The 24,812-nt window shown below is 46.5% G+C and carries 26 protein-coding genes; 8 read left to right on the top strand and 18 right to left on the bottom strand.

Annotated features, from left to right (window positions below):
• Positions 1-314: 314 nt before the first annotated feature.
• From drt3b to EG028_RS11630, 3 genes are read right to left on the bottom strand one after another with little or no spacing between them, the layout of a single operon-like run.
• Positions 315-2,390 (bottom strand): antiviral reverse transcriptase Drt3b, encoded by a 2,076-nt coding sequence (drt3b, locus tag EG028_RS11620; RefSeq protein WP_120516985.1) that lies wholly within the window; start codon positions 2,388-2,390, stop codon positions 315-317.
• The gene (gene drt3a, locus EG028_RS11625) at positions 2,391-3,752 is read right to left on the bottom strand and encodes an antiviral reverse transcriptase Drt3a (RefSeq protein WP_120516984.1); all 1,362 of its coding nucleotides are present in this window, start codon (positions 3,750-3,752) and stop codon (positions 2,391-2,393) included.
• A 23-nt stretch (positions 3,753-3,775) separates the two neighbouring features.
• Positions 3,776-4,036 (bottom strand): helix-turn-helix domain-containing protein, encoded by a 261-nt coding sequence (locus EG028_RS11630; RefSeq protein WP_120516983.1) that lies wholly within the window; start codon positions 4,034-4,036, stop codon positions 3,776-3,778.
• Between the two features lie 420 nt (positions 4,037-4,456).
• Here EG028_RS11630 and EG028_RS11635 point away from each other — a divergent pair, with 420 nt between their 5' ends.
• Both EG028_RS11635 and EG028_RS11640 read left to right on the top strand, forming a co-directional pair.
• Positions 4,457-4,681: a hypothetical protein gene (locus EG028_RS11635; protein WP_123864645.1), complete on the top strand. Its 225-nt coding sequence runs from the start codon at positions 4,457-4,459 to the stop codon at positions 4,679-4,681.
• Positions 4,682-4,708: 27 nt separating this feature from the next.
• The gene (locus tag EG028_RS11640) at positions 4,709-4,933 is read left to right on the top strand and encodes a hypothetical protein (RefSeq protein ID WP_120516982.1); all 225 of its coding nucleotides are present in this window, start codon (positions 4,709-4,711) and stop codon (positions 4,931-4,933) included.
• A gap of 163 nt (positions 4,934-5,096) precedes the next feature.
• Here EG028_RS11640 and EG028_RS11645 read toward each other — a convergent pair whose 3' ends face one another.
• The 4 genes from EG028_RS11645 to rhuM form a co-directional block, all read right to left on the bottom strand.
• Entirely contained in the window at positions 5,097-5,864 is a 768-nt protein-coding gene (locus EG028_RS11645) for a relaxase/mobilization nuclease domain-containing protein (RefSeq protein WP_120516981.1), read from the bottom strand.
• Positions 5,861-6,223, bottom strand: a complete 363-nt coding sequence (locus tag EG028_RS11650) for a plasmid mobilization protein (RefSeq protein ID WP_120516980.1) — start codon at positions 6,221-6,223, stop codon at positions 5,861-5,863. Before EG028_RS11650 ends, EG028_RS11645 begins: the two co-directional genes overlap by 4 nt.
• A gap of 10 nt (positions 6,224-6,233) precedes the next feature.
• Positions 6,234-6,455: a hypothetical protein gene (locus tag EG028_RS11655; RefSeq protein ID WP_123864646.1), complete on the bottom strand. Its 222-nt coding sequence runs from the start codon at positions 6,453-6,455 to the stop codon at positions 6,234-6,236.
• A 158-nt stretch (positions 6,456-6,613) separates the two neighbouring features.
• A complete protein-coding gene (gene rhuM, locus EG028_RS11660; RefSeq protein WP_120516979.1) occupies positions 6,614-7,606 on the bottom strand; it encodes a virulence protein RhuM/Fic/DOC family protein in 993 nt (330 codons plus the stop codon).
• 313 nt (positions 7,607-7,919) lie between these two features.
• Between rhuM and EG028_RS11665 the strand changes: the two genes are divergently transcribed.
• Positions 7,920-9,044, top strand: a complete 1,125-nt coding sequence (locus tag EG028_RS11665) for a glycoside hydrolase family 43 protein (protein WP_120516978.1) — start codon at positions 7,920-7,922, stop codon at positions 9,042-9,044.
• 148 nt (positions 9,045-9,192) lie between these two features.
• Positions 9,193-9,669 (top strand): DinB family protein, encoded by a 477-nt coding sequence (locus tag EG028_RS11670; protein ID WP_120517024.1) that lies wholly within the window; start codon positions 9,193-9,195, stop codon positions 9,667-9,669.
• Between the two features lie 81 nt (positions 9,670-9,750).
• Here EG028_RS11670 and EG028_RS11675 read toward each other — a convergent pair whose 3' ends face one another.
• The 6 genes from EG028_RS11675 to EG028_RS11700 form a co-directional block, all read right to left on the bottom strand.
• Entirely contained in the window at positions 9,751-10,542 is a 792-nt protein-coding gene (locus EG028_RS11675) for an alpha/beta fold hydrolase (RefSeq protein ID WP_120516977.1), read from the bottom strand.
• A gap of 67 nt (positions 10,543-10,609) precedes the next feature.
• Positions 10,610-11,218, bottom strand: a complete 609-nt coding sequence (locus EG028_RS11680) for a Crp/Fnr family transcriptional regulator (RefSeq protein ID WP_221198103.1) — start codon at positions 11,216-11,218, stop codon at positions 10,610-10,612.
• Between the two features lie 12 nt (positions 11,219-11,230).
• Positions 11,231-11,635 carry a ribosomal maturation YjgA family protein gene (locus EG028_RS11685; protein WP_120516975.1) on the bottom strand — a complete coding sequence of 135 codons (405 nt, stop codon included), beginning with the start codon at positions 11,633-11,635 and terminating at the stop codon, positions 11,231-11,233.
• Between the two features lie 183 nt (positions 11,636-11,818).
• Complete coding sequence (locus EG028_RS11690) at positions 11,819-12,865, bottom strand: right-handed parallel beta-helix repeat-containing protein (RefSeq protein WP_120516974.1); 1,047 nt, start codon at positions 12,863-12,865, stop codon at positions 11,819-11,821.
• A 231-nt stretch (positions 12,866-13,096) separates the two neighbouring features.
• Positions 13,097-13,543, bottom strand: a complete 447-nt coding sequence (locus EG028_RS11695; protein ID WP_120516973.1) for a YqgE/AlgH family protein — start codon at positions 13,541-13,543, stop codon at positions 13,097-13,099.
• Positions 13,544-13,589: 46 nt separating this feature from the next.
• Complete coding sequence (locus EG028_RS11700; RefSeq protein WP_120516972.1) at positions 13,590-13,985, bottom strand: hypothetical protein; 396 nt, start codon at positions 13,983-13,985, stop codon at positions 13,590-13,592.
• A 165-nt stretch (positions 13,986-14,150) separates the two neighbouring features.
• Between EG028_RS11700 and EG028_RS11705 the strand changes: the two genes are divergently transcribed.
• On the top strand, positions 14,151-14,561 hold the full coding sequence (locus tag EG028_RS11705; protein WP_120516971.1) for a c-type cytochrome: 411 nt from the start codon (positions 14,151-14,153) through the stop codon (positions 14,559-14,561).
• Between the two features lie 76 nt (positions 14,562-14,637).
• Here EG028_RS11705 and EG028_RS11710 read toward each other — a convergent pair whose 3' ends face one another.
• Both EG028_RS11710 and EG028_RS11715 read right to left on the bottom strand, forming a co-directional pair.
• Positions 14,638-15,054 (bottom strand): ADP-ribosylation/crystallin J1, encoded by a 417-nt coding sequence (locus tag EG028_RS11710; protein WP_120516970.1) that lies wholly within the window; start codon positions 15,052-15,054, stop codon positions 14,638-14,640.
• Positions 15,055-15,085: 31 nt separating this feature from the next.
• Complete coding sequence (locus EG028_RS11715) at positions 15,086-15,337, bottom strand: DUF4342 domain-containing protein (RefSeq protein WP_120517023.1); 252 nt, start codon at positions 15,335-15,337, stop codon at positions 15,086-15,088.
• Between the two features lie 110 nt (positions 15,338-15,447).
• Here EG028_RS11715 and EG028_RS11720 point away from each other — a divergent pair, with 110 nt between their 5' ends.
• Complete coding sequence (locus tag EG028_RS11720; protein ID WP_120516969.1) at positions 15,448-16,596, top strand: acyltransferase family protein; 1,149 nt, start codon at positions 15,448-15,450, stop codon at positions 16,594-16,596.
• 48 nt (positions 16,597-16,644) lie between these two features.
• Here EG028_RS11720 and EG028_RS11725 read toward each other — a convergent pair whose 3' ends face one another.
• From EG028_RS11725 to EG028_RS11735, 3 genes are read right to left on the bottom strand one after another with little or no spacing between them, the layout of a single operon-like run.
• Positions 16,645-17,736 (bottom strand): suppressor of fused domain protein, encoded by a 1,092-nt coding sequence (locus EG028_RS11725; protein WP_120516968.1) that lies wholly within the window; start codon positions 17,734-17,736, stop codon positions 16,645-16,647.
• Between the two features lie 42 nt (positions 17,737-17,778).
• The gene (locus EG028_RS11730; protein WP_120516967.1) at positions 17,779-18,303 is read right to left on the bottom strand and encodes a DinB family protein; all 525 of its coding nucleotides are present in this window, start codon (positions 18,301-18,303) and stop codon (positions 17,779-17,781) included.
• 20 nt (positions 18,304-18,323) lie between these two features.
• Positions 18,324-19,457: an FG-GAP repeat domain-containing protein gene (locus EG028_RS11735; RefSeq protein WP_120516966.1), complete on the bottom strand. Its 1,134-nt coding sequence runs from the start codon at positions 19,455-19,457 to the stop codon at positions 18,324-18,326.
• A gap of 634 nt (positions 19,458-20,091) precedes the next feature.
• On the opposite strand from EG028_RS11735, the gene EG028_RS11740 reads away from it, so the two are divergent.
• Together EG028_RS11740 and EG028_RS11745 are read left to right on the top strand one after the other, a co-directional pair.
• A complete protein-coding gene (locus tag EG028_RS11740) occupies positions 20,092-23,313 on the top strand; it encodes a SusC/RagA family TonB-linked outer membrane protein (protein WP_120516965.1) in 3,222 nt (1,073 codons plus the stop codon).
• Between the two features lie 24 nt (positions 23,314-23,337).
• Complete coding sequence (locus EG028_RS11745; RefSeq protein WP_120516964.1) at positions 23,338-24,807, top strand: SusD/RagB family nutrient-binding outer membrane lipoprotein; 1,470 nt, start codon at positions 23,338-23,340, stop codon at positions 24,805-24,807.
• Positions 24,808-24,812 lie beyond the last annotated feature (5 nt).

Genomic DNA, 24,812 nt, shown 5'->3' on the forward strand with positions numbered 1-24,812 from the left:
TGCCCGGTGTTTATATTGTGGAAAATAATAAACTATGTGGTGAGGGATGCGGGGAATGTGGTGGACGACGAATATACGAAATAGGAGATAGGGATTCCAAATTTTTGTTAGGGAAAATTGTTGACAAATGTCATCAATTTTTAATTGTGAGGATGATTTTAACGTTTAATTAAGGGTTAAGTAAATGAGCAATAAAAAAAGCAGCCCGCCCAGGCTGCTTTGGTGTCTACATTCTTAATGCATATAAGAAGTAAACTAATGCTTGTGTGTGGGAACCCTTGCGAGCTTTAATTTGAGCGGAGCATATGAGAATTTTAATATACTTCTTGACTTTGTTTTGCATCCAATTCTTTGCCTAGATTGAAGTCTGTCCACTTTGTAAACCAAAATTTACGTTCGTTAATGATACTTTGTATGTCATTGTGCGACGTAATGTTAAATAAATTTAGAATATTTTCTCGAAATTTAATATCAAGATAAGGACATACAATAATATCAAATAATAAAAATACGAGTTCTGCTCGCTTAGTGATGCCATCATTTGCAAATTCCTTAAACCTTTGTTCTATATGATCCATTAGGCATTTCCTAAGTTTATCATATCTCTTTTTACTTTTAATATAAAATAAGAGGACAGTTATCGAAAAGTAGTTTAGTTCATTTTTAGCGATCAAATTATTTTGATTATCTGTTTCAATGCAAAAATAAGAACATAATACTTCCTCAGATAGATTATACTCTTTACCAAGTTCTGTCAGAGAAATTAGAAGATAAAGTGTTTCAACCTGAGTGTGCTCGACGGTTTTATTCTTATGCAATATGAAGTAAATGTTGTCGTAAATTTTTTTGAAAACCAGATGTTTGAAGTCTAAGTTTTTAATATGCTTACTTTTTAAGAACTCTGTAAATCTACGCAATATCCGGCTTAGCTTAATAGTCGTATTGACCCTGGGAGAAACTGAGTATAAAAAGAAGGTGACATCTAAAATCTCAAGTATTGATCGTACGATATTTTTTTCACTGCCCGGCGCCTTATCCACACGTTTATAATCCTTTAATATTTTGGCAGACCGACGATCAATTAAGGCAAGAGTATAATTTAGAACATCTTTATACTCGACACCTGTTTCTTTAATAACAGTTTTTATTTTAGTAATTAGCGTATTAGAACTTACATAGATAGAACCTTTTATCTCGTCGTTTTCAGTGCCTATTTTCTCTACACCATTTATTTCCAAGGTAGAAATTTCTTTTTTTTGAGTAGAAATTTCAAAAATCAGTTGCTTTTGTATGAGTTCTGTTAATCTCTGCTTGGCAATTGTGATTTCGGTTATGATTGGCTTTTCATAATGGATATTTTTTGAATCATTGAGTGAAAGTTTAAAGTCTTTTAGGTTTAGTCTAAAAGATTTAATGATTCTTTCTTTAGTTGATTCTTCATTGTAAAAAACAAAGTAGTCGTCGACATAACGGAATATTTCATAGTCGCGTTTATTGTAGATCTTTTCTTTGTTTTTTAACGACTTTGCTACTTCTGTGTCAATTTTTTGTAATATTAGTTCCGCGAAAATTCTTGAGAATTCAGGTCCAATAACTATCCCATTTGTTTCATTATGATTCATCCGTTGCATTAAGGAATCGAATTCCCCAGGGAAAGTTTTATGGGAGTATCCGATTCTTAATTTGATGTATTCTTTATTGAATAGCGCCCAGGATATAGAATGAGTATAAATGCTATCAAAACATCTTGATATGTCAAACTTAAAAAGCCTATTGTATTTTTTTTCGCATCTATGGTACTTATAGGATTCGTAGAATTTGTGAATATTTCCATAATTCTTGTAAACAAAGAAGGTTTTTAAATGCTCATATTCTTTGTTATATTCCTCGAAGGATTCAAATTCTTGGTCTTGGGCTAAAGTTGTATAGTGAGTGCGATCTTTATAATATCGATATTTTGCAACTTTATGGGCCTTTCTAATAGAAAATTCACTTTGGTTGCAATAGTATAATATGGCTTCTTTGTACTTTTCATAGAATTCGACAACAGAAATTTGATTGATTGGATGAATTAAAGTTAAAGCCCTAAAATCATTTTCCTTGTGAGAAATTTTGAAATTGAAGGGAATAGTCATTGACTTTGTATCGTCGACATATCCATTACCTATATTTTGACATTTATCCTTTTCAATTCCAAAAATTAATGGAATTATTAGCGGCAGAGATGGGCTATGGTTCAACCATGTTAGCTTCCCGTCCTTTATTTCGATTTTATACCTTGTTAAAAAGTTATAGAAGTGTCTGTTTGAGAATGTAACTGGAATTTCAAACGGTAAAACATCGGAAAAGACCACTCTTTCCTTCTTGTATTTAATATACTTTTTTTTCATTTATCTGTTTTTCCAGATTTTCATAATCATAGAAAGATCGTTTGAAGTAAATTTTGTATACCTTTTTTCAAGAAAGCCTTTCTCGAAAGAATATTTTCCTATTCGCTGTTGAACGGGCTGATTCAGCCGATACTTCTGAACCTGCCCAGACAAGTAATTATCTAAATCCTTTAAATTGCCCGTCGTGTTAATTAAACTATTTGAGGAAAAAATGCCAGTAGTAATGTTTCTTTTGTTGTTTATTAGCCTTGTATTGTTTGTTAAAAACCGAATCCTTTTTATTAGCATCTTACGCGCGTCTTTTTCATTGATCTTTGAATAGTTTATATAGTGTTCTAATGCAAATATGATCCGTTCTTTGTACCTATTGACCTTCTTTTTGCTTATCATAATTTTGGGAGGTGACGGATCTTTTTGTGTGTATCCAAATGCCATTTCATATCCAAGATATTCAAATGAATGTTGTTGATTATTTGTTGAAGGAATTGACGCTATTAATTTTGTTTTTGAGTGGTTTCTCTTTAAGCCATACTTACTTATTATAGTATCAATTTCACTGATATAATCACGTTGAATGTTTGTAATTGGAGGTATGAAAAATATTATTATATCGTCGACATAGCGAGCATAGTAGTTAACATTTAGCAGCTCCTTTATTTCTTTATCAAAGTCTCGCAAATATAGCTCGACTAAATAAGCGCTAATACCGATTCCTCTTGGAATGCCAACATTGCTTCCCGATTTAAGTTTGTAATCGTTTAGAATTTTGGTAATAATCCTTTTAGAATAAAATGAAAGAAGATTTTCTTCATTTAGTTTGTCAAGTAGATTCTTGTGAGGGATAGATTCGTAGAAGTTTTCAATGTCTGTTCTAAGAACAACTTTGGGAAACCCGTCGCAAATTAATGTTTTAACTTGACTGACAATTTGAAATCTATCCGCTTGCTTAACTTTATATAGCTTTCTAAAGTTATATTGGGTTTGTTTAAGTGAGAAATAGACCGAAGGTTCTTTTTCAATTGTATATATTGGTTTATCACCAAAGTCGTCATTTTTTTGGAGTTCAAATTTGAAACGGGAACTAAGAATCTCTTCGCTAACTCGTATTAGCTTTTCAGATAGTAGCTTTTCTTTTTCTTCAATTAGTTTTTCTTTTTCTTGAAGCACTTTTTTAATTTCCACCGCGCGCATTAGCTTATCTTGAATCCTGCGTGCAGTTTTCAGATCAGCATTGATTTTTTTGATTTTTTGGGTAATTTCCAAAACGTCTGGGAAAAATTGACTACCTAGATCAATTCCTTTTCTATTCTCAATATCTAATATTGTTCTGAAATTTTCCGCAGAGAATGATTGATCAAGCATTGGTATAGGTATTATAATGTATGCTATTTATCTAGGCTTTCAAAGAAGTCAGGGAAGCTAACATCAAATTTTCTTAGTATTTTATAGAGACTACTTAACCGTAAATCTTCTGTACCCCGTTCATACTTTCCATATTGTGCCCGGCCGATATCGTGAGCAAAGGCGAATTGCTCGTAGCTGTTGTATCCTTGTTCTAAACGAAGCTCTTTCATACGTTCCCCGACCTTCTTCTTGAAAAGCTCAAATTCAGGGTCTACTTCCTTTTGTGTTTTCCTACGTGCCATTTCTAAAGTAAAACAAAATCCACCTATAAAATTACGTTTATATAAATCATATTAATTAAGAGTAATTAAAAAATATGATCTAAATAATAGCTTTTTGATTTTTGTGTTGTATATTTGATCCTGTAGGAATCAATGTACAGTATTCCTGACACATTGCTACTGCCATGAAAATCGTATTTTAGCGACTTCAGAAAATATTAGAAGCTCGCTTCTTTGAGTCTCACCGGGAAAACCTTGGAAAGTTTAATATGGATGAGAGGAAAAGGAGAAAGCTCGCGTTAAAGCGCGGGCTCTTCTTGCCTGTCCATAGCCTTCCAAGGGGCTTCCCGGCGGTGAGTTGAGTGCCGCGTTTCTTTTTTAGTTAGCCCTCTTCTCCCCGCAAGCGCACCGTTCTATTATTCACTTTTTAAAATAGAGCATATGAGAAGAAGTAGAATCACGCCCAACCCGCTTTGCGAAGCCCATCAATTAATGGTTAACCTAGCCAGGGAATTCCGGGAAACCGTCTGCCAAAAGACGCAATGGAGCGATTACGGTTACATGTACAGGATACGGCGCAATTCCCATTTAAAGCGGCAGGAAGCCGAGGAAATTGCCGAGGTCAAGAAGGCGGTTTTATTGAAAGCTCTCGAAACCTGCAGATAACTATGTGAACCCCTAAAAATCGTATCCATGAGCGCAAGAGATAGGACAGCGAAGGAGTTGAGAGGTAATGAAGCCTTTCGGGATTTAAAGGAGGCTTACCCGAAGGCCAAGCAAGTAAAGGCCGAATTATGGGAATTGCTGATCGCGGCAATGGGAAGCGACCACGCGGACATGTGGGATAAGAAAGAGCGGGCAAATAAAATGTTTGTAGTGGACTTGCTAGGCGCGCTCATGGATACAATTTATAAATAGCACTTCATAGAAAACGGTTACAAGTTCAATGATCCATTCATGAAATCCCCGGGCCTGTCAAGGCTCGGGGTTTTTCTTTTCCACTCCGCACCAATGAAAATTGTTTGGAAACCCCTGCGGGGAAGGGGGAGGGGGAAGGGGTGGCATTAGGCCCTTCCCCGGTTTACATTCGCATACCCCTCCTACGTGGTACAGGCTGTATAATCCGCTGCTTGCGGTGCATCCAGTCAAGTGTCTGCTGAATGGTGGAAAGCGAATATCCAACCTCGCTGCCTTTTATCCGTACATTCTTAGTATCAATGAACGCGATACCCCGACTCTTCTCTACCTTGTACCCCTTATTTTCCATCAATGAAAGGAAAGCGGTAAAGTCATTGGCCCTCACCAAAGTGGCTTTGATATCTGCCTTCAGGTTCTCTTTCCGGGTATCCTTCCGCGGCAATAGCTGAATGACCGGAGGAAGAAAACGCCGGGGCATCAACACCTTTTTCAGCTCGAACCGCTGCTCCGCCTTCCGGCAGAACTGTGCGATCTTTTTATAATTATTGCTATCGGAAAGGGTTTTTCCATCATATCGTACCCGGTTGACAATAATATGGATGTGCTGGTGCCGGGTGTCATTATGGGATACTACCAGGTATTGACAATCGGAAAATCCCAAATCATCGGCGCAGTGCTGTGCAATGCTTTCCATGCTGCTGGGTGAAGGTTTATCCTCTGGAGAAAGGCTCAGGATTACATGCATAACCGGTTTACCCAACTTCGGATTGAGGCCACGAACTTCTTCAAACTGCCGGATCAGCTCCGTCTTGCTGCCATAGCAGTTATTATAATGAAGTACGTCGGCCCTTTCGCCTTCCCCTTTCTTCGGGCTGAGGCAGTAAGAAATACACCCTTTAAAACCTTTCCCGATAATAATTTTACCGATCATTGGAGGTAGGTTTTAATCTGTGCAGAAAGATTTTGGAGTTCCAGAAGGGTGCCTGCCAGCACCAATTTGTCAACTTCATTCAGGGAAAGCCCGAAGTTTTGTTTCCTGGCCAGCTGGTTTAATAGCCCGGCAGTATGGTTTATTCTGCCCGTAAAGACTAAAACCTCTTTAGGAATTTTTGCCCGGATCACCTGCATGCCAAGTCCAGCTTTTAATAAATACTCCGATACTGTCAGCCCTGCGGTTCTGGCCATTGCCCGAATTACAAAGCGGTCGGTTTTGGTACACATTACCGCTAGTTGTTCCGTTTTCTTAACTTGCTTAGGGGGCCTTCCTCCTCTGTTTCTCTTCACTAACATAAGCTGCTTTTTAAATCAAACTTTCAATTTTCCCTCCCCAAATGCCGTAGGCATGAGGGGAGCCAGCCAGTTTTGACGAAGTCAAAACATAGCTGGCTCTTACCAAAACTCTTTTTCTTTCATCGGCCAAACCGAGAAGAGGGGAGGGGCTGGTGTGTAGGAATTTATGTAAAGTTGCCGGTGAAAAGAAAAATCGAACCGGAAAGCCGATTTCTGTCTGTAAATGGCTCATTTGCAAATGTTTAAGGGGTTAACGGTATCAGGTGGCAGGGCTTCAATGATCGGTGTGAAAACCTCCGCCAGCTCCATCAGGTGTTCAAACAATCTCCCGATCTCGCTACGAAGGTAAAATGGCTTTCAAGTATTTCTTGGAAGCCATTTTTAATTCGGCTAGTTATAGTCGTTAATCAAGTTAACCACAACCTGAACAATGATATCCTTTTCAGATGGATCGCTTTCGGCTATCATTAGCGTAAGTGCTACCAATGCATTGTCTGCTATTCTTTTACTACCATCCTCCCGGTACAGGATTTGATTCTTTTCCATGAACCAAACAAACAGAAAGGCTGCAATTCTCTTATTGCCATCTGAAAAAGAATGATTTTTAACGACGAAATATAGCAAGTGTGCAGCTTTTTCTTCTACGCTGGTGTATAGTTCCTGGCCGTCAAAAGATTGATATATAGCGGCAATTGAACTGCGGAAAGATTCATCCTTCTCATTGGCGAACAAGATGCTCCCACCAAATTTATTTTTCAACATAGTTATGGCATTCAAGGCCTCTTCATATGTTGCAATAAACGTTTGTTCAGCATGGGTTTTCTCAATTGTAAGATTGCGATGGTCATATTTGTCTAAAATATCCAGTGCATAAGAGTAATCCGTAATTACTTTTAACAGGCCGGTTGATTCGTCGGAAGACAAATTATGAGTTTCCGCTACTTTTCCTATCAATTGGATAGTATGTTTTAGAGTAGAGAGGTATTGGTTTTGTTTTTTTAAGCGTTGTTCGTTCAGCGCGTAACCTCTCATCAGGTAGTCCTTTAAAATTTTATTGGCCCAAATTCGAAACTGAGTTCCGCGTTTTGATTTCACTCTATAACCAACGGAAATGATTACGTCCAGGGAATATTGCTCTATTTTTCGTTTAACGGCTCTTTTACCTTCATTTTGAACTGTCAAGGATTCCTTGACAGTTGCCATTTTATCGAGTTCTTTTTCTTTATAAATATTATTAATGTGTAAACTGATGTTTTGCCTGGTGCTTTCGAATAAATCTGCCATTTGCTGCTGGGAAAGCCAAACGGTATCCTGATCTATAGTTACCTCTATCGAAGTATTCCCGCTTTCAGTTTGATAGATGATGATCTGACCCTCTTCCATTGTAAATTCAGTTTTCTGGTATGTATAAAATTAAGCGATCGGCCAGTGACTTTTTGATTTCAGTAATGAAATCTTGAAGTTTAGACGGAGAACACGGCTGCTTATTCTTGTAGAAACAAAGCAACCAATTCATTTTTAATTAATTACATCACGGTTCCCGATCTAAAGCGGATATGTAATTGATTCTAAAAGTTCAGCTAGCTCCACCAGGTGTTCAAACAATCTCCCGTTTTGCCGAAAGCCTTTTTCTTTTATATTAATGCCTGCAGGATACCGAAAATTTATATATTGGAACTTAAACTATGCAGGTAACATGAAAAAAAGTATCCTGGTTTCTTTTTTAATAATGTTGACAGCTGTAACCCTGAACGCTCAACAACCCACTTATACCAATCCCTTAGCTGTTGATCTGGGTGATCCTTACGTATTACATGTCAAAGGCGACAAATATTATATGTATGGGACCGGTGGAGCAAAGAACGGCTTCGCTGCCTATTCTTCCACCGATCTAGTTAACTGGAAAAACGAAGGCCAAGTGTATTTTCATGATAACGCAAATGGTTGGAGCGATCCAAAAGCCGCCTGGGGAGGTGCTTATTGGGCGCCGGAAGTGTATGCTATAAATGGCAAATACTATATGTTTTACAGTGCCCAATGGAAAGAAAATCCGGCAAAAGAACTCGAGAACTTTCGCATTGGGGTTGCAGTGGCGGATAAACCAACAGGTCCGTTTATCGATGTAGCGAATAAACCTGTTTTTGACCCGGGCTACCCTATTATCGATGCCAATTTATTATTCGATACAAACGGAAAAGTATACCTCTATTATTCCCGCTGCTGCTACAAACATCCGGTACAAAGTGAAATAGCTGCCTGGGCAAAAAGTAAAGGATGGTTCAATGAGATCGAAGAAAGCTGGGTATATGGAGTAGAATTAAAACCAGATTTCAGTGGTGTGATTGGTGAACCGGCGCTGTTGCTGCGCCCGCCTGTGAGCATGAAAGATAAACAGGCTGAATGGGAAAGCCGCTCGGTTACCTCCAAAGAAGTGAACCGCCGCTGGACGGAAGGTTCCTCGATCTTCAAAAAAGGAAATGTCTATTATATGATGTATTCCGCCAATTATTTTGGCGGCAAAAATTATGCGGTAGGCTATGCGACGTCGAAAAAACCTTTAGGGCCTTTTACAAAAGCAGCCAACAACCCGGTGCTGCAAAAAAACGTTGAGCAGGGTGGCGTGGTAACTGGCACCGGTCATAACAGCATTACGTATTCACCGGACGGCAAAGAAATGTTCTGTGTATATCATGGCCGCACATCGGAAACAGGTGACAAGCGCGTGGTGTTTATAGACCGGATGAAGATATTACCAGGTGGAAAGCTGGTGGTGCAGGGCCCGACAACGGTGCCACAACCGGTTCCCGGCGGAATTAACTAGCCTGCAACTCGTTATTTACACTTATGAGATGGGCGGAATTAAAAGCTACAGGCCTCTGACAAAAGAAGAATAAAGCCTGCCTTCGTCGTAGTTGTCCTTTTCGTCTTTAAGCTAGTTACTTTTGTACTGGCAAAACAAAACACACATTATGAAAGAAGTTCCCATCCTTATCAGGAACCTGAAAGAACTCCTCGACGGCGGCCATGCCCATGCTACCTTTGAGCAGGCCGTAAAAGGATTGCCCGCCAAATTACAGGGCCAGGTTCCTGACGGCATGCCTTATAGCATATGGCAACTGGTAGAGCATATTCGTATTACGCAACTGGATATTCTGGAATTTTCCCGCGACCCCGATTACGAATCGCCAAAATGGCCGGAAGGTTATTGGCCGGCGGAACGTGCACCGGAAAATGCCGCTGCATGGGAGGAAAGCATTGCGCAGATCGCCAGGGACCGCAAGACATTCACAGAACTGCTGGAGGCGCCGGAGGCCGACCTTTTTACGCCTTTTCCGCATGGCACCGGGCAGAACCTGCTTAGGGAAGCCATGCTGATAGCGGACCATAACAGTTATCATACCGGAGAGATCATTGTGCTGAGGAGGTTAATGGGGGCATGGAAATAAAATACCCTGGTCAAAATAATTGCAAGGACAGCGCTTGCACCACCTTCACCAAAGAGTAAATACTCCTGATGGCATTGCGGCTTATTGTGTACTGATGTTGAATCCAAGAAAATCAGGTATCATGGCCATTAGCAGGGTTGTTTTATTAGTCAAGGCTGTATGCATGGTTCCGGGTAATATAGCCAGTTGTGAGGCTGGCATGGACAACTCCCCCAGGCTGCCGCCACCCAATAGTTTATACAATTCCACCACATGCCCGGGCTGAACGATATCTGCATCACCTGCAATGATCAGGGCGGGAGCTTTAATATTCCGGATATCATCCTCCCGCTGGTTGAACGCCGTTACTTTGGCGAGGTGCTCAGGCCAGTTACTGGGATTTGGGGCGGTGCTGAGGTACTCTGCTTCGTAAGGCGTGCCTTTCATGGTTTCGGCGGTCAGCAGTTTCTCCAGTTCAGCGAGCTGCGGATGACGCCCGCTGCTTTGGTAGCTAACGGAAGCCAGGATGAGCTTTCCGACAAGGGCCGGTGTGCGTATGGCCACGAGTAGCGCTACTCCTGCTCCGGTGCTATATCCAAAAATATCCGTTTGCCCGATCTTCAAAACATGCAGTAATTCAATCACATCATCGGCAAATTGTTCGTATGAAAGCGGTCGCTCCGGAATATCGGCCGTGTGCCCATAACCCTGGAATTCGACGGCAATGACCTGCCTGTGTGCCGCCAGCAGGGGGATTAATTTTCCGAATGCCGTACGGGTTCCGGAAACCGCTCCGGGTAAAAGAAGGAGTGGCCTGCCTGCTCCATGCACTTCATAATACATTCTGAGCCCGTTGACATTGGCATAGTTTCCATTGGTTCCTGCAATGTTCATGTTTTTTTGGTTTGCTTACCGCAAAGTTCGAAAGCGGCGGGCAAACAATTCTTGGTGTATACCAAGATCAGAACTTCACATGATTGTACAGTTTGCTGAAGTTAGTCGGGTCTATGCCTAAATGCGAAGCGATGTATTTGTGCGGCACAAGATGGAGCAATTGCGGGTTTCTCCGGCAAAAAGCTTTGTATCGCTCTTCGATGGTCAGGGCGCGCAGGTTGATATGGAGGTCGATCATACCTGCCAGCATGGCTTCGATCATCCGCCTGAAGAGTCTTTCTATCTGCCGGGATTGGTCCATCAGCGTTTGAAGATCTTCATAGCTGAGGCACTCGAATTCACTTTCTGTGAGACAGGTTAAAAAGTACCTGGAAGGCACCTGGAACGAAAAGGATTCGGCGATGGCGCATAAGTTGGGGGAATAACTGAAATCAATGACATAGGTTTTGTCCCCTGAATCGAAATAAGCCACCTGCACGCCGCTTTTTACAAAGTATAGCTCCCGTTGGACCTGACCGGGCACGGTAATACAATCCCCTTTCTTAAAAGAGCGGGGTTTCAGGTTATCCGTCAGCAGGCGGTAGTCCGCCAGGCTGATGTCATGAAATTGTTTAAAGTATTCGTAGCGTTCCATCGGATCAAAGCCAGGGCCCAAATATAGGGAAGTTCCGGGCATAAGAACGCCGTATTACGATCCTGCCGGCCAGTTCTTTGAAAACCGCGGTATCTTTTTTATGCGCTCCATCAGTATAATAAACGCTACACCCAGCGTATAGGCAAGTATATCGGACCAGGTAAAATAATTGCCGATGACAATATTGGCGAGCCGGGAATGTTCAAGCCCGAGAAGTTTTACCACATTCAGATACTGGAGTGTCTCCACCAGGTAGGAAAACGCCAGCACAGCCAATGCCACCGGTATTACGGGCGCCTGCAGGAGACTGCGCACAAAACAATATATCAGGATCACCACCAAAAAATCCCCGGCGTAAGGGCGGATAAACTCATCGTTGAGATACATGGTGATCAGGACTTCCACAATGAAGATCAGAACGGCAAGGGTGAAATACAACCAGCTAAAACGAAGTTTCATGCATGTAATTTAGGCGAATCTTTGTACCGGTAATGATGTATTTAAAAATTAAGATAATCTTCCTGGTTTCCAAATGTGATTTGCGGGTAATCGTTTTCGGGAGGTGATGAAGAAGCACTGCGTTTAAGCGGAGCATGGGAATGAAAGCCGGACAGGTGCACCACCCGCCCGGCTTTTGAATGGTCAGTTAAACGTATTGGGCGTAAAGATACAATTGGAAGTGTCTTTCGCATATATGAGGTTACGAACGGTGTTCAGTATAAAACGGTTATTATTAATCGTAGAATTCTGAACATGGAGGATGTACGTGCTATAGGCATTGTGATGGACATAGTTATTGGTCACGTAGATGTTCCGGACTTTAGCCGTGGTGGTCGTTTTGGCGTTCATTTCTATTCCATTCCCGACATTATTGGAGATCTCGCAGTTGGTGATATATACATACTGGGCGGTATCACTGTCCGGCTCAATATCGATACCATCCTGTGGGGCCGTGCCGTTTGTGTAGGTAAACAGGCAGCTGTCCACTTCCAGGCCGTTTACACCGCCGATAGTCAGGGCCTGGCGCCGGTTGTTGGTGCTGGTCACTCTTTTGATGATCACATCGCGGCTGACGGTCGGTACGCCGGCGAGCTTGCGGCTTCCCACTACAATGCCGTCTCCCCAGCAGTTGGAGATATAGGTCCGGTTGACTTTTACATTCGTGCTTCCGTATATGGCGATACCCATGCCCCATTCCCCGGTGCTGCCTGTATGTATGTCCCGGTCACCCACTATTTTGCCGCCAAAAATGCTCACGCCATCCACAAATTCCACCATGATCGCGTGGTAACGCGTGGAGGAAGTAGGCCGTACTATCAGCTTGCGGGTGGTGTCGTACATGTACAGCACCACATTGTTTTTCATTTTGATGGAAGTGTCCGCATCAATGTAATAATTGCCGGTCCGTACCCTTACCACACCGCCGCCTAAACCCGCCATGGAGTCAATAGCTTTTTGAAAGGCCCAGGTATCGTTCAGCGCATCGGTACCGTCGGCTCCTACGTCATTTACATATATTTCGGGCACCGTCAGCAAAGATTGGTAACTGCTGACCGCGGATATGTTTTCGGATGAGACCGGCGGCTCCATTTTATAACAGCCGGTGAAAGAAAAAAACAGGGCTGCCAGGCAGAGAATAATAGTTCCCGGTGAAATAACAGGCATACTTGCATACATTTTTTGGTTCATAACGATGTGTTTTGAGTTTATGAATAAGTGTGAAAGGGTGCTGATCCTGGTTGACTATAACTTTGATTGTGCTCTGAACACACGATGCCTGCGCCGGATTTGTTACGGCCTGTACCTGCCAGCCTCATAGGGCTGCTTTAATAAGAAGACAATCGGAACAAGCGGAGGGAGTATCCGGATGGGAAAAAAAGCGGGTTTTCGTAACAATGGCGGGATAGAGCGGGGAATCAATTATAAGGAAAAGGGATTGCCGGCTTCCAGTAGTTGCCAGCTGCCTTCCGCCAGCTCCTGGTCCAGTTCCCGGTAGTCCCAGCCGCAATAGCCGATAAATACCTTGATATCGTTTGCGGTGAGGGTATTGTTGTTGATCAGTTTTACAGCTGCCTGAAAGTCTCCTCCCAGGAAAACATTATCGGCCACGGGTTCGCCGCCCGTTACCAGGTCTGGCCGCCGGTGAAGAAAATAAAGATGCTCCTGGTCCACCGGGCCGCCAACGTATATCGGGAAAGGAAGGATATGTTTAAATTCTTCCAGCTCGTTTAGGTTCCGGCTGAATTTTTTATTGACCACAAAACCCATGGCTCCTTTTTCATTATACTCCGTGATGTACATCACAGACGTTCCAAAAAAGGTGTTATCCAAAAGAGAAGTGCTTTTTAAAAAGATGCCTGGTTTCATACTGGGCAAAGATAATTTAAGTTGCCCTTTTAAATTGGGGGCTTGTTTACCTGTTAAGGTGTCTGGTTGTATCGGCCGGGCGCGGGAGTGAGGTGTCCGCCGGGATAGTTTGTGTACTATCTGCGTAGGATGTATGGGTGGTATCCCTTGTTTTGCCGGTCAGGATGCTGTCTGCCTGCATGGTTGTAATGCGTGTGTTGGGAGCGGAGCGTTCCTGGGGAGTGATCTTTCCCATTTTCTCCATGTCTTTTCTTTCTTTTTTGCTGAAGAGGTTCTGGGGATTTTTCTGCCTGCGCAGGCCTTCTTCAAAGCGGTATTCCGCACCCAGCCTGGGCGGCTGGTATACCTGGTTTTTCCGCTGAAATACGCCCATGGAGCCGGAACAGCCATACAGGAGCAGGGCAACGGAAAAAACGGCTAATATCTGTACGGGGAAACGCATATGTTCAGTTAACGGATATGGTTATGACGCTGTGTATATAACGCGGGCGGGAGCGGTCTATTGCCTGCGGACAGAAAAGCGGGATAACATCAATTTCTGCACTTTTTTTATAATATTTGTATCAAACCAGGTCAAATCGCTAACTCAAAAAAAATTCAAATTTGTATGAAGAGGAAGAACAGTATGTTATTAATGGCAGCGGTAGCACTTTCCATCACGCTTTGTTCGCTTTCACTGCCGCAGCAGGAGCATGAAAAAGCAAAGAACCTGAAAGTGCTCCCCAAAAACATCAGCCATGAAGAGCTCGAAAACGTGATGAGAGGTTACAAGGAAGCGCTGGGTGTAAAATGCAGCTTTTGCCATGTAGCCAGCAAAGAGGACCCTAAAAAGATGGACTTTGCCAGCGACGACAATGATCATAAAAAAATCGCGAGGGATATGATGAGGATGACCGCGAAGATCAATAAAAAATATTTCAAAGGCCACCAGGTAGCGGAAGTAAGCTGTTATACCTGCCACAAAGGCAATAAAGAGCCACTGAAAGCCCCGCAGGCTGCACCACCGGCTGCAAAATAAAAAGGAAAATATTGAACATAATCAGAAAGCTTCACGAGAGTGAGGCTTTCTGTTGTTTTAAAAGGAGCGGCCCTGTTTATTGCTGCGCAAGGTCCGCTATCATTTTCGCCAGCACTTCATCTTCCGGCGCCATGTATTCCTCTCCCAGGAAAGTTTTCACTATCTCTATTCTCCCCTGTATCGCCCGGTTAAAGGCTTCCAGCTCTTCTGCGGGCACCCACAGTTCATTGTGAATTTCTCCGCCTACATTCTGCACCTCATACTTTTGAAACAATGCCTCAGGAATAACGAAGCAGGTGACAATGCCGCAATAACCGGAGCCCTGGTCTTTGGTATTCCATTCAAAGGCGATCTGCTCCGCATATTGCTGGTTCAGTACGGGATAAAATATAGGCTGCCACGAAAGCCTGGGCGGGAAAGCTTTAAAGCCGGAGGCCGCAATCAGTATAAGCTCCTGTAAACCGGTAGGCCGGTACAAAGTGATCGTTTTCATAATTCATTCACAAGATACATAATTGGCGCGGTCACCCCTCTTCCGGTCCGTCCCTTTCCACGGTGATCGAACACTCGCCGATAAGCGCGGCCAGGGCTCCCACAGCGGCCAGCATCGGCGCCAGCACCACGCCCACCACACCGATCGTCAGCGGGAAGTTCATGATTTCCTTACCATCCTTATCCGTGATGGTGATCTTCCGGACATTTCCTTCCTCGATCAGTTCCTTCACCTTTTTGACCAGGTTTTCGCCATGCAGGGTAAATGTTTCTTTGAAACTCATAAAGCGTATTTTATTAAAGATAAGTTTTTCCCCGCCTGTCCCCAACGATTGTAATCCTTGCCCGAAATGTATATTTTAGCCATACCCGTTAACAGGTGAGCTATAAATCTATGACACAATCAACAGTAACGGCTCCCGGCGGGAAGCTGGCCGGGCTGGATCATTTGAGGGCATTGGCCATTATCACGGTGTTGTTTTACCACTACCGGATGTTTCAGCATCCGCGGTGGCTGGATGAAATAATGGGCTTTGGCTGGACCGGCGTGGACCTGTTCTTCGTGCTGAGCGGTTACCTGATCTCTTCCCAGCTGTTTGAGAACATGGCCCGCGGAAAACAGGTGTCCCTGCCCGAGTTTTTTATCAAACGCGTTTTCAGGATCATACCGGCGTACCTCGTTGTGCTGGCTGTTTATTTCCTCATCCCCGCTTTTCACGAAAAAGAGGCGCTCCCGCCGCTCTGGAAGTTCCTGACCTTTACGCAGAACTTCGGTTTTGATATCAAAAATTTCGGAACATTTTCGCATGTCTGGTCGCTGTGCGTGGAAGAACATTTTTACCTGCTGTTCCCGCTGGTGCTGGTGACCATGATCCATTTCAATGCGGAAAGGAGGGGAGGGCAGCTGTTGCTCGCGGTACTGATCTTCGGTTTTATCGCGAGATTGTTAAGCTGGTACCTGCTGATCGCGCCGGATGCGGGGAATGATACCTTTGGTATCACCTGGTACAAACACATGTATTATCCTACATACAACCGGCTGGACGGATTGCTGGCCGGGGTGGCCATTGCGGCGTTGTTTGTGTTCAGGCCTTCGGTGAAGGAAAAGATCACGCAACACGGGAACACAATCTTGTTGCTGGGCCTGCTGGTTTTAACCGGTGCCTGGTTCCTGGTGGAAGATCAGAAAGATTTTTACGCCTCCGTATTTGGCTTCCCGGCGGTATCTGCCGGTTATGGATTGCTGGTGGTGGCGGCCGTGAGCCCGGGATGTTTTCTGTATAAATACGGCAGCCGCTTCACTGCGCTGATGGCTAAACTGTCATTTGGTCTTTACCTGACGCATAAAGGAGTGATCCACCTGGCGCAGCCATTGCTGATCAAAACGGGCCTTGCGCCGAAGGGCAGCCTGATGTTCCTGCTGTGCCTCGTGGTAGCGGTATTGGGAGCCTTGTTGCTGAATAAAACGGTGGAGGAGCCTTTTTTGAAATTAAGACAGCGGGTACTGGAGCGCAGGAGAGAGCGGCGTTTAAATCCCGCCTAATGGAAATATAATCATCGACCGTAGTTGTTTTGTATTTGCCATGATGCATCAGGTTTTCCTTTTCCGGACAACATGGGTGATACCGTTCCCGATCATTTGTTCGAGCAGTTCATACCCGCCGTTGGCCTTACTATGGGCGCTCTCTCTTTCCGCAAGGGTGATGGGGCTTGCCCAGTATAGATTTACGGTATCTCCTTCCATCTGCGGCAGATCGATGGCGGGGCCTGTATATAGGGCTGAAGACAGCACAAAACTGTCATAACCCGCAGGTACATTCGCCGAACCGACGGTATGCCCTTCTCCCAGCCAGCTGAGGTTGCGCCAGGGACTGTCTGCCATGCCGGATACGGCCTGCGCCATGTTCATGATCTCCATTTCCGTATAATCTTTTTTGCTGACCGCAAGGCCCAGCTCCATCCTTCTGAAACCGGGCGCCTGTTCATTATACAACAATTCCACCCAGGGCATGGGCCGTACGCTCACTCCCAGGCTCAGGAAATATACAATGTCATCTTTCTCGAATTTTGCGAGCGCCATCGGCGGCCACTGCTGCTGATCGATCGCGTAATATTGCAGTGTATTGCCAAAATGCGCCTCATAGGCTTGTAGAAACTCCTGCTGGATGCCGGACCAGGGATTGTTGTCCTCATCGCTCCATTTCTCCCAGAAAGCGGATGTTTTCTGAAGACGTTCATACAGCGCTTCGCCGCTAAGGGGGAAAAGGCCGCAGTTGTCAACGGGAGTGGTGCAATCCAGCGCATAGCTGGCGGGTTGTTCGGAAGAAAGGCTCCAGCCGGGTATGAAACCGAAAGGTTCACCATGGTAAAATACAGCGGCGCCATCATCTTCTTCGCTCCACATGATGCTTAGATGTTCGGCTACAAGCGGTTCGCGGCCCAGCGGATGATTGCAATAACGCGCTTCTAGCAAGGGTGCTATGCCTTCTTCCATAGCCTGGTAATCGCGGGTATCCGGGGCGGGCCGGAGGTTTCGCAGCCAGCAGGCCCGCATATTGTAACGTTCGGAAAACTGTTCGGAAGGGTAAATATATAAGTAGGTGGTACGTTCATCCTGTTCCACCACAGCGTATAAAGTGTCGCGGTTGTTGGGTTCCTGCAATAATACTTTAGGTGTGCTCATCAAAAAATGGATTATTTGATCCGGGTGGAAACTACAAATTATTTATTGTACGGCCCAGGATTTCAGTACTCGTACGGTCACATTTAACTGCCCGATATGGCGCATGGTATGTTCCGCCGCATGTACCAGCAGCCCGATCACATTGGTGGGTATTTGTTTCCGGCCTATCCCGCGAAAGTCTGTGAGTGTAGCTTCGTCCGTCTGTGACAGTTGCCGCAGCGCATGATCTGTCTGCTGGTGGAACCGGGAAAGCAATTGGCTAACGGTAACGCCGGGCTGCGGGGCTACATTTTCGAGCCGCAGCAATTCCAGCTGACCGGGGGAAAGGGTTTCGCCGCGTGCGTAGGTAAGCAGCCTGTCCAACACACCGGAAAGATGCTGGAGATGAAAGCCCGGGGAAGCTACGCCGGCCGGCTGCTCCCATAGCAGTTCTTCGCTGAAGCCCCGCATCAGCGCTTCCAGTTCTTCACGGGCCTGCAGCAATGCATGGGCCACAGGCTGCAGGAGCGGGGGAATGCCTTCCACCGGGCCTCTTTGCCATACTTCGGGTGCTGGGGGAGTTGTCATTTTAATAGATTTGTTAACCGTTATTTTTTCTCCTGCTCAAAATAATAAACTCCTTTTTTGTTTGAAATGATAATGTCCTTCAGGCCGTCTTTGTTCAGATCGGTCACTGCAAAACTGTTGCCCACGCCTGAATTATCATCCACCTGGTGCGGGACCCAGGCGGGTGTTTTTCCCGGTTTGTATTCGAACCAGTAGAGTACAGCGGGCTCAAACGCACCGGGGTCTTTGCCGTTGTGCGCAAAATACCGTTTGCCCGTGATCAGGTCAGGATGGCCGTCGTTGTTGATGTCTTCAAAAGCCATCGCGTGCGTCTGCGAGAATTGTTTGCTGATCTCATGCGTGGTAAAACCCTGCGGCTGTTGCTCATGCCACCAGATGCCGTATGCGTGCGCGGAGGAGCTCACCACGTCCATATCGCCGTCCCCGTCTGCATCCAGCACGAACATATTGGAACATTCTTTCCCGAGGTCCGCGGGGTGAAATGTCCAGTCGGGCTGCGACGGATCTGCCGGGGCTTCCCACCAGCCGGTGTGGATGATCACATCGTTCCTGCCGTCTTTGTTCATATCGCCCCAGCCAAGGCCGTGCGTGTAGCGGTGGGTGCCCCTGAGACTGTCATTGCTGATGATATTCTGTATCCATAGGGTATCTCCTTTGGCTGAAGGCGCTTTCAGCCAGAGTACTTTCCTGGCTTTGGAATCATTGCAGATCAGGTCTTTTTTACCGTCTCCGTCCACATCTACGAGTATCGGCGTTTCGTTGCCGGCGGATTCAAGTATGGTACGGGATTTCCAGAGAGTGTTTTTGCCGCGCGGATTTTCATACCATGCGCATACGGCCCCTGGCTGGTCGAAACGGATAAGGTCCTGCCAGCTATCATTGTTCACGTCCGTGCAAAAATTCAGAAAAGTTGTGCTATAGCCGGGCACTGGATTTAATGTATCGGTATGGATGAGGTGCCTTTTCCAGGAAGGCGCTTCAAACCAGTATATCCCCGCCAGGATGTCCGTTTTGCCGTCTTTGTTCACGTCACCGGTGGTGGCCCCTTCCGCAATAAAAACGGGGCTGAGGGTATGTTTTTTGAACGAAACCTGTGCCCGGGTAATATTGGTGAGCGATAACAATACACAACAGAAAACAATGCATGTTCTCATAAATGGAATTTTAAAAGGGTCACTTAAAATAGGAAATAAAATCAGGCTTTCCACAATAAGCGCAAAATTTCACAGAGCGGCAACCCGGGCCATCCTGCCAGCCAGGCTGGAATGTACCGGTATTTTTGAATGACCGCCCTACCGCAATAGGGGCAACTCCCGCACGGCACCGGACTATTTTATGTAAATTATATTAGTCTACTTGTTTTATAGGATAATACGATTATCTTTGTTTCGCATTGACTCCGCGCGCTGTTGGCTGGCGTTCGGGTCACAGGCTAGCTTTGTTTAAACTTTAAACATTGGGCACATGAGACCAAATCAGGCACGTTTCCCTGACCGGTTCCTGATTTCCGGAACTTATTGTAAAACCGCCAATGTCAACCGTGGCTGTTGTTGCGAGTGCTGATCCGTTTCTCCTTTTTTGTTTTCTTTTTTCATCATAAATAATTCCATGGCACATCCGCTTACGCCGCCCTCGGACAGGGCCGGTCCGTAGATATTCCTAAAAAAGATGGCCGGCATCGTTGGAGCGATAACCGGCCTGATAAAAAGGCTGACGCAAATCATGGCAGAAGGACATTGTATGTTCTTCCGCCGCCTTATTACTTGGACCGAATATAAATAAATTCGTATGAAAATTAAGTGGTTATTATGGCTCAAATTACTTTTGGCCATCACCACCGTAACCTCGGCTCAGTCGGTTGCTGTTAAGCAAATCTCCGGCGAGGTGAGGTCAGACAAAGGAGAAATACTGGAAGGGGTTACCGTAGCGGTGAAAGGAACACCGAACGGCACGGTAACGGACAGCACCGGTAAATTCAGTATCAAAGTCCCCGATGGTGGCAACCTGGTGTTCTCATTCACCGGTTTTAATTCCCGCGAAATACCCGTCAACGGTCAGCAACATGTCGCAATCGTGCTGCAATACAGCATAGGGCAGCTGGATGAAGTGGTCGTAACCGCGCTGGGAATAAAGAGTACAAAAAAGTCGATCAATTATTCAGTACAGAACTTAAAAGGAGGAGAAGTAACTGCCACCAAAGAGCCCAACATCGTTTCCGCGCTCAGCGGGAAAGTAGCAGGCGTTCAGATCAACAACAGCAGCGGCCAGCCAGGCGGTTCGGCCACCATCCGCATCCGCGGCAGCGCATCGGTGCTGGGGGAAAACTCCCCGCTGTTTATCCTCGATGGTATGCCCATCGACAATTCCAATACGGGCCTTGCCATACAGAATGCGAACCAGATAGTGAACCAGTCGAACCGCGCGGTGGACCTGAACCCGAACGACATTGAAAGTATCGCTGTGCTGAAAGGACCGGCTGCTGCGGCATTATATGGTATCCGCGCGTCGAACGGGGCGGTAGTGATCACCAGCAAAAAGGGCGGCAACGGGAAGGAGCCGCGTAAGCTGAAAGTATCGTTGTACAGCAGTCTTACTTTCGAATCCATTGCCCGTAGGCTGCAACCCATCCAGCGAAAGTTTGCCCAGGGATCAGGGAAACGGTACGTGGTGCCCGGGCAGAATGGCTCGGAAGACAGCTGGGGGCCGCTGCTGGACACGCTTACCTATAGCAGCACACCCAGCAAATGGGATGTGAACGGGACGATCGTCGGGAAAAGCAATCCCTTGTCCAACGGTATTCCCGTGAACCTGTACGACAACATCGGCAATTTTTTTGAACGGGGTTATACCAATGACAATGCCCTGAGCGTAACGGGCAAAACGGAAAAGTTCGGTTATTATTTTTCCTTCGGAAGGCTGTATCAGCAGGGAGTTGTGCCTACCACGGACTTCTTCCGCAACACGGCCCGTTTTGGCGCTACCTTCCAGGCCAGCGACAAGCTGGATTTTTCCCTGTCCGTGAATTATTTCAACACCGGATCGGGGAACAGGATGCTGCCCGGTGGCGCGCCCGGTGGCGCTTTGCGCAGCCTGATCAATACTCCCGCCAATTTCGATATCACCAACGGCCTGAAGAACCCTGCGGATGACCCGCGCTCCTACACCTTCGAAGATGGCTCCCAGCGCGCATATGCGGGCGGTACGTTCGGCTTTGACAGTCCGTACTGGTCGCTGAACAACAACCCGCATACGGACAACAACAACCGCGTGGTGCTGGTGGAAGAAACCAATTACAAACTCTTCAACTGGCTCACGGCTACATTCAGGGTGGGAACGGACATTTACAATGAAAAAAGAATGGCCCTTTTCAACAAAGGATCAGTGGCTTTTCCCGCGGGCGTGCTCATCAATTATACTTTCCTTAACCGGGATATCAACACCGATCTTTACCTCACCGCCAGCAAAAAACTCTCGGACCGTTTTGGCCTGAAAGTAATTGCCGGCCATAACTATTTCGATCACCAGCTGGATGCCACGGTGAACCAGGGCAATAACCTCAACCTGCCGGGTTTCGAAAACATCAGCAACGGCTCCACTTTCAACGTACAGCAGGCCACCACGCAACGAAGGCTGGTAGCGGGTTACGCCAGCGCTGAACTGGATTACAAAAACTGGCTGATCCTGAACGTAACGGGCAGGAACGAATGGACGTCCACACTGGCAAAAGGAAAGAACTCTTTCTTTTATCCATCTGTAAGCCTCGGCTGGATCGTGAATGAATCCCTGAACTGGGACGTTCCCTGGCTGGATTACCTGAAACTGCGCGCCTCTTACGCCCAGGTGGGCAACGACGCGCAACCGTATTCGCTCGGCACCTACTATTCTTCCACCACGTTGAACGGATCGGCGCAGGGGCAGACGCTGAACTTCCCCTTCAACGGCCTGGCTGGTTACAGCCTGGATGCTACCCTCGGCAATAAAAACCTGAAGCCGGAAAGGATCACCTCCTACGAAGGCGGCCTGGAAGCCTGGTTCTTCAAAAACAGGCTGGGCGTGGAAGCCACCTATTACAAAAACGAAAGCCGCGACCAGATACTGTCCGTCAGCATTCCCGCATCCACCGGCTACAGCAGCTTTATTACAAACGCCGGTCTCATTACGAACAGTGGCGTGGAAGCGATCATCACCGGTGTGATCCTCAACAAACGGAACTTCCGCTGGACCACCGTGCTGAACTTCTCCCACAATAAAAGTTTTGTACATGAGCTGACAGGGGATAACAGTATGATTTCGCTGATGAGCACGAACGGTGGTACACAGATCATCGCGCCGGGATACGCTTTCAGCGTGATCTACGGCAGGGCATTACGCACCAATGCGGACGGACAGGTACTCATAGACGACCGTGAGCAGATCAACGGCGCGCCGAACAGCAACTATGGCCTGCCCGTTGCGGAAGCCACGCCCAGCGTGATCGGCGACCCCAATCCCTTGTGGAACGCCGGCCTTCGGAATACGTTGAGTTACAAAAACATTGCCCTTTCTTTCCTGCTGGACAACCGGCAGTACTTCGACATCTACAACAGCACGCTGGCGCAGATGGTGAACAATGGTGTGGCGAAAGAAACAGAAAACCGCTACGACCAGGTGGTATTTGAAGGAGTAGGCCTTTCAAGCGGTAAACAGAATACGATCAAAGTAGTGCCGGGTGAAGCGTGGTACAAAAGCACGATCAACTATGGGTCGGTGTATATTGAAAAGGATCTCTGGTGGCTGAGGCTGCGGGACGTGAACCTGAGTTACAGTTTCCCGAAAAGCCTGCTGCAAAAGATCAGGCTGTCCGAGCTGGAACTCACACTCACCGGCAGGAATCTTTTCACCTGGACAAACTACACCGGCAGCGACCCTGACGTGAACCTGCGCGGCGGCTCCACCAACGGCTATGGCTCGGATTTTTTCAACTATCCCACCACCAAAAGCTACGGTGCCGCCCTGAAAGTCTCCTTCTGATCAAACACAGTAAAAATTTCAGCAATGAACAAAAAGACATTGAGAAGACTGGTAATGCTCGCTGTAATACCGCTGGCCGGTTCCTGCGGCAATTTACTGGAAGACGCCAATATCAATAAAAACAACCCTTCGGACATACCGCTGGCGGGCATGCTGCCCAGCGCGGAAGTGGCGCTGGTATACAACAACGCCGCGGATTTTTCCCTTCGCTCTTCCGTGTTTATCCAATACATCAGCGGCATTGGCGGTTTTGCGGTGAACGAAGACCGTTACGATTTTGCCACCAGCAACTTCGACGGCTCATGGGGCAAGGCTTATACGGCTGTGCTCAATAACCTGTCCCGCATCATCAAAAAAGCGGAGAATACCAATGCGCCACGGTATGCGGGTGTGGCCAAAATACTGACAGCCGTAGCCCTCGGTACGCTGACCGATGCCTTCGGGAACATCCCGTATGAAGAAGCGCTGAATCCGGACATCCTCGCGCCAGGTTATGAAAGCCAGGAAGTGATCTATGGACGGATACAAACGTTGCTTTCCGCCGCCATCACCGATCTGCAACAAACCGCCGGCATTGCGCCCGGGAAAGAAGACGTAGTATATGGCGGAAATTCCGCGCAGTGGATAGCCGCCGCCTGGACCTTAAAAGCCCGGTATGCCCTTCATCTCTCCGGTGTAGATGCGCAGAAAGCCGCCCGTGAAGCCCTGCAGTTCCTGTACGACGGCAATACTTACCGCGGCATTCAGAACAACGATGGTGATCTTGACGTGGTCTTCGGCAACTCGAACAACCAGGCATCGCCATGGTTTACCCAAAACGCAGGAAGGCCAGGATGGTATGGCATGGGTGCTTATTTCGTCAACCTGCTGAACGGCAACCCGCCCACCATCCCGGTGGATCCGAGAAGAGCCGCGTTTGCAGCCCCGCGCCCGGCGCCCGCGCCGGCTGATACTTATGTGGGCGCCTTGCCGGGCGTGCCTTCCGCGGCCTCGAACATTGCAGGGGAAAGGACTTATTACGGCCGGAGCATTTCGCCGGTATCTGTTTTAAGTTATCCGGAAGCAAAATTCATCGAAGCGGAGGCCCGCCTCATCCTGGACGAAAATGACCCGCTGATAAAAACCGCGCTGGAAACCGCCGTGCGCAGCTCTTTCGACAAAGTGACCTCCACCGCCGACCCCTTCGCTTCGCCGGAGAAAAAAGATGACTACATCAATAAAAGAGTGCAGCTGGCCGGGAGTTTCGGGCAGAAGCTGGAGACGATCATCACACAGAAATACATCGCGCTGTTCCTGAATCCCGAAGCCTGGACGGATTACCGGCGCACCGGTTACCCTTCGCTGGCGCCCGCTACCGGCGGCGTAACGGCCATCAACCCCACGGGGGCGATACCGCGCCGCTTCGCGTATCCAAACAGCGAGGCGAACCTCAACCCGAAACTGCCGGTGAAAAATTCCAACCTGCAAACCCCTAAACTCTGGTGGGATCAATAAACATC

It is taken from the genome of Chitinophaga barathri (assembly GCF_003807585.1).
Classification (GTDB): domain Bacteria; phylum Bacteroidota; class Bacteroidia; order Chitinophagales; family Chitinophagaceae; genus Chitinophaga; species Chitinophaga barathri.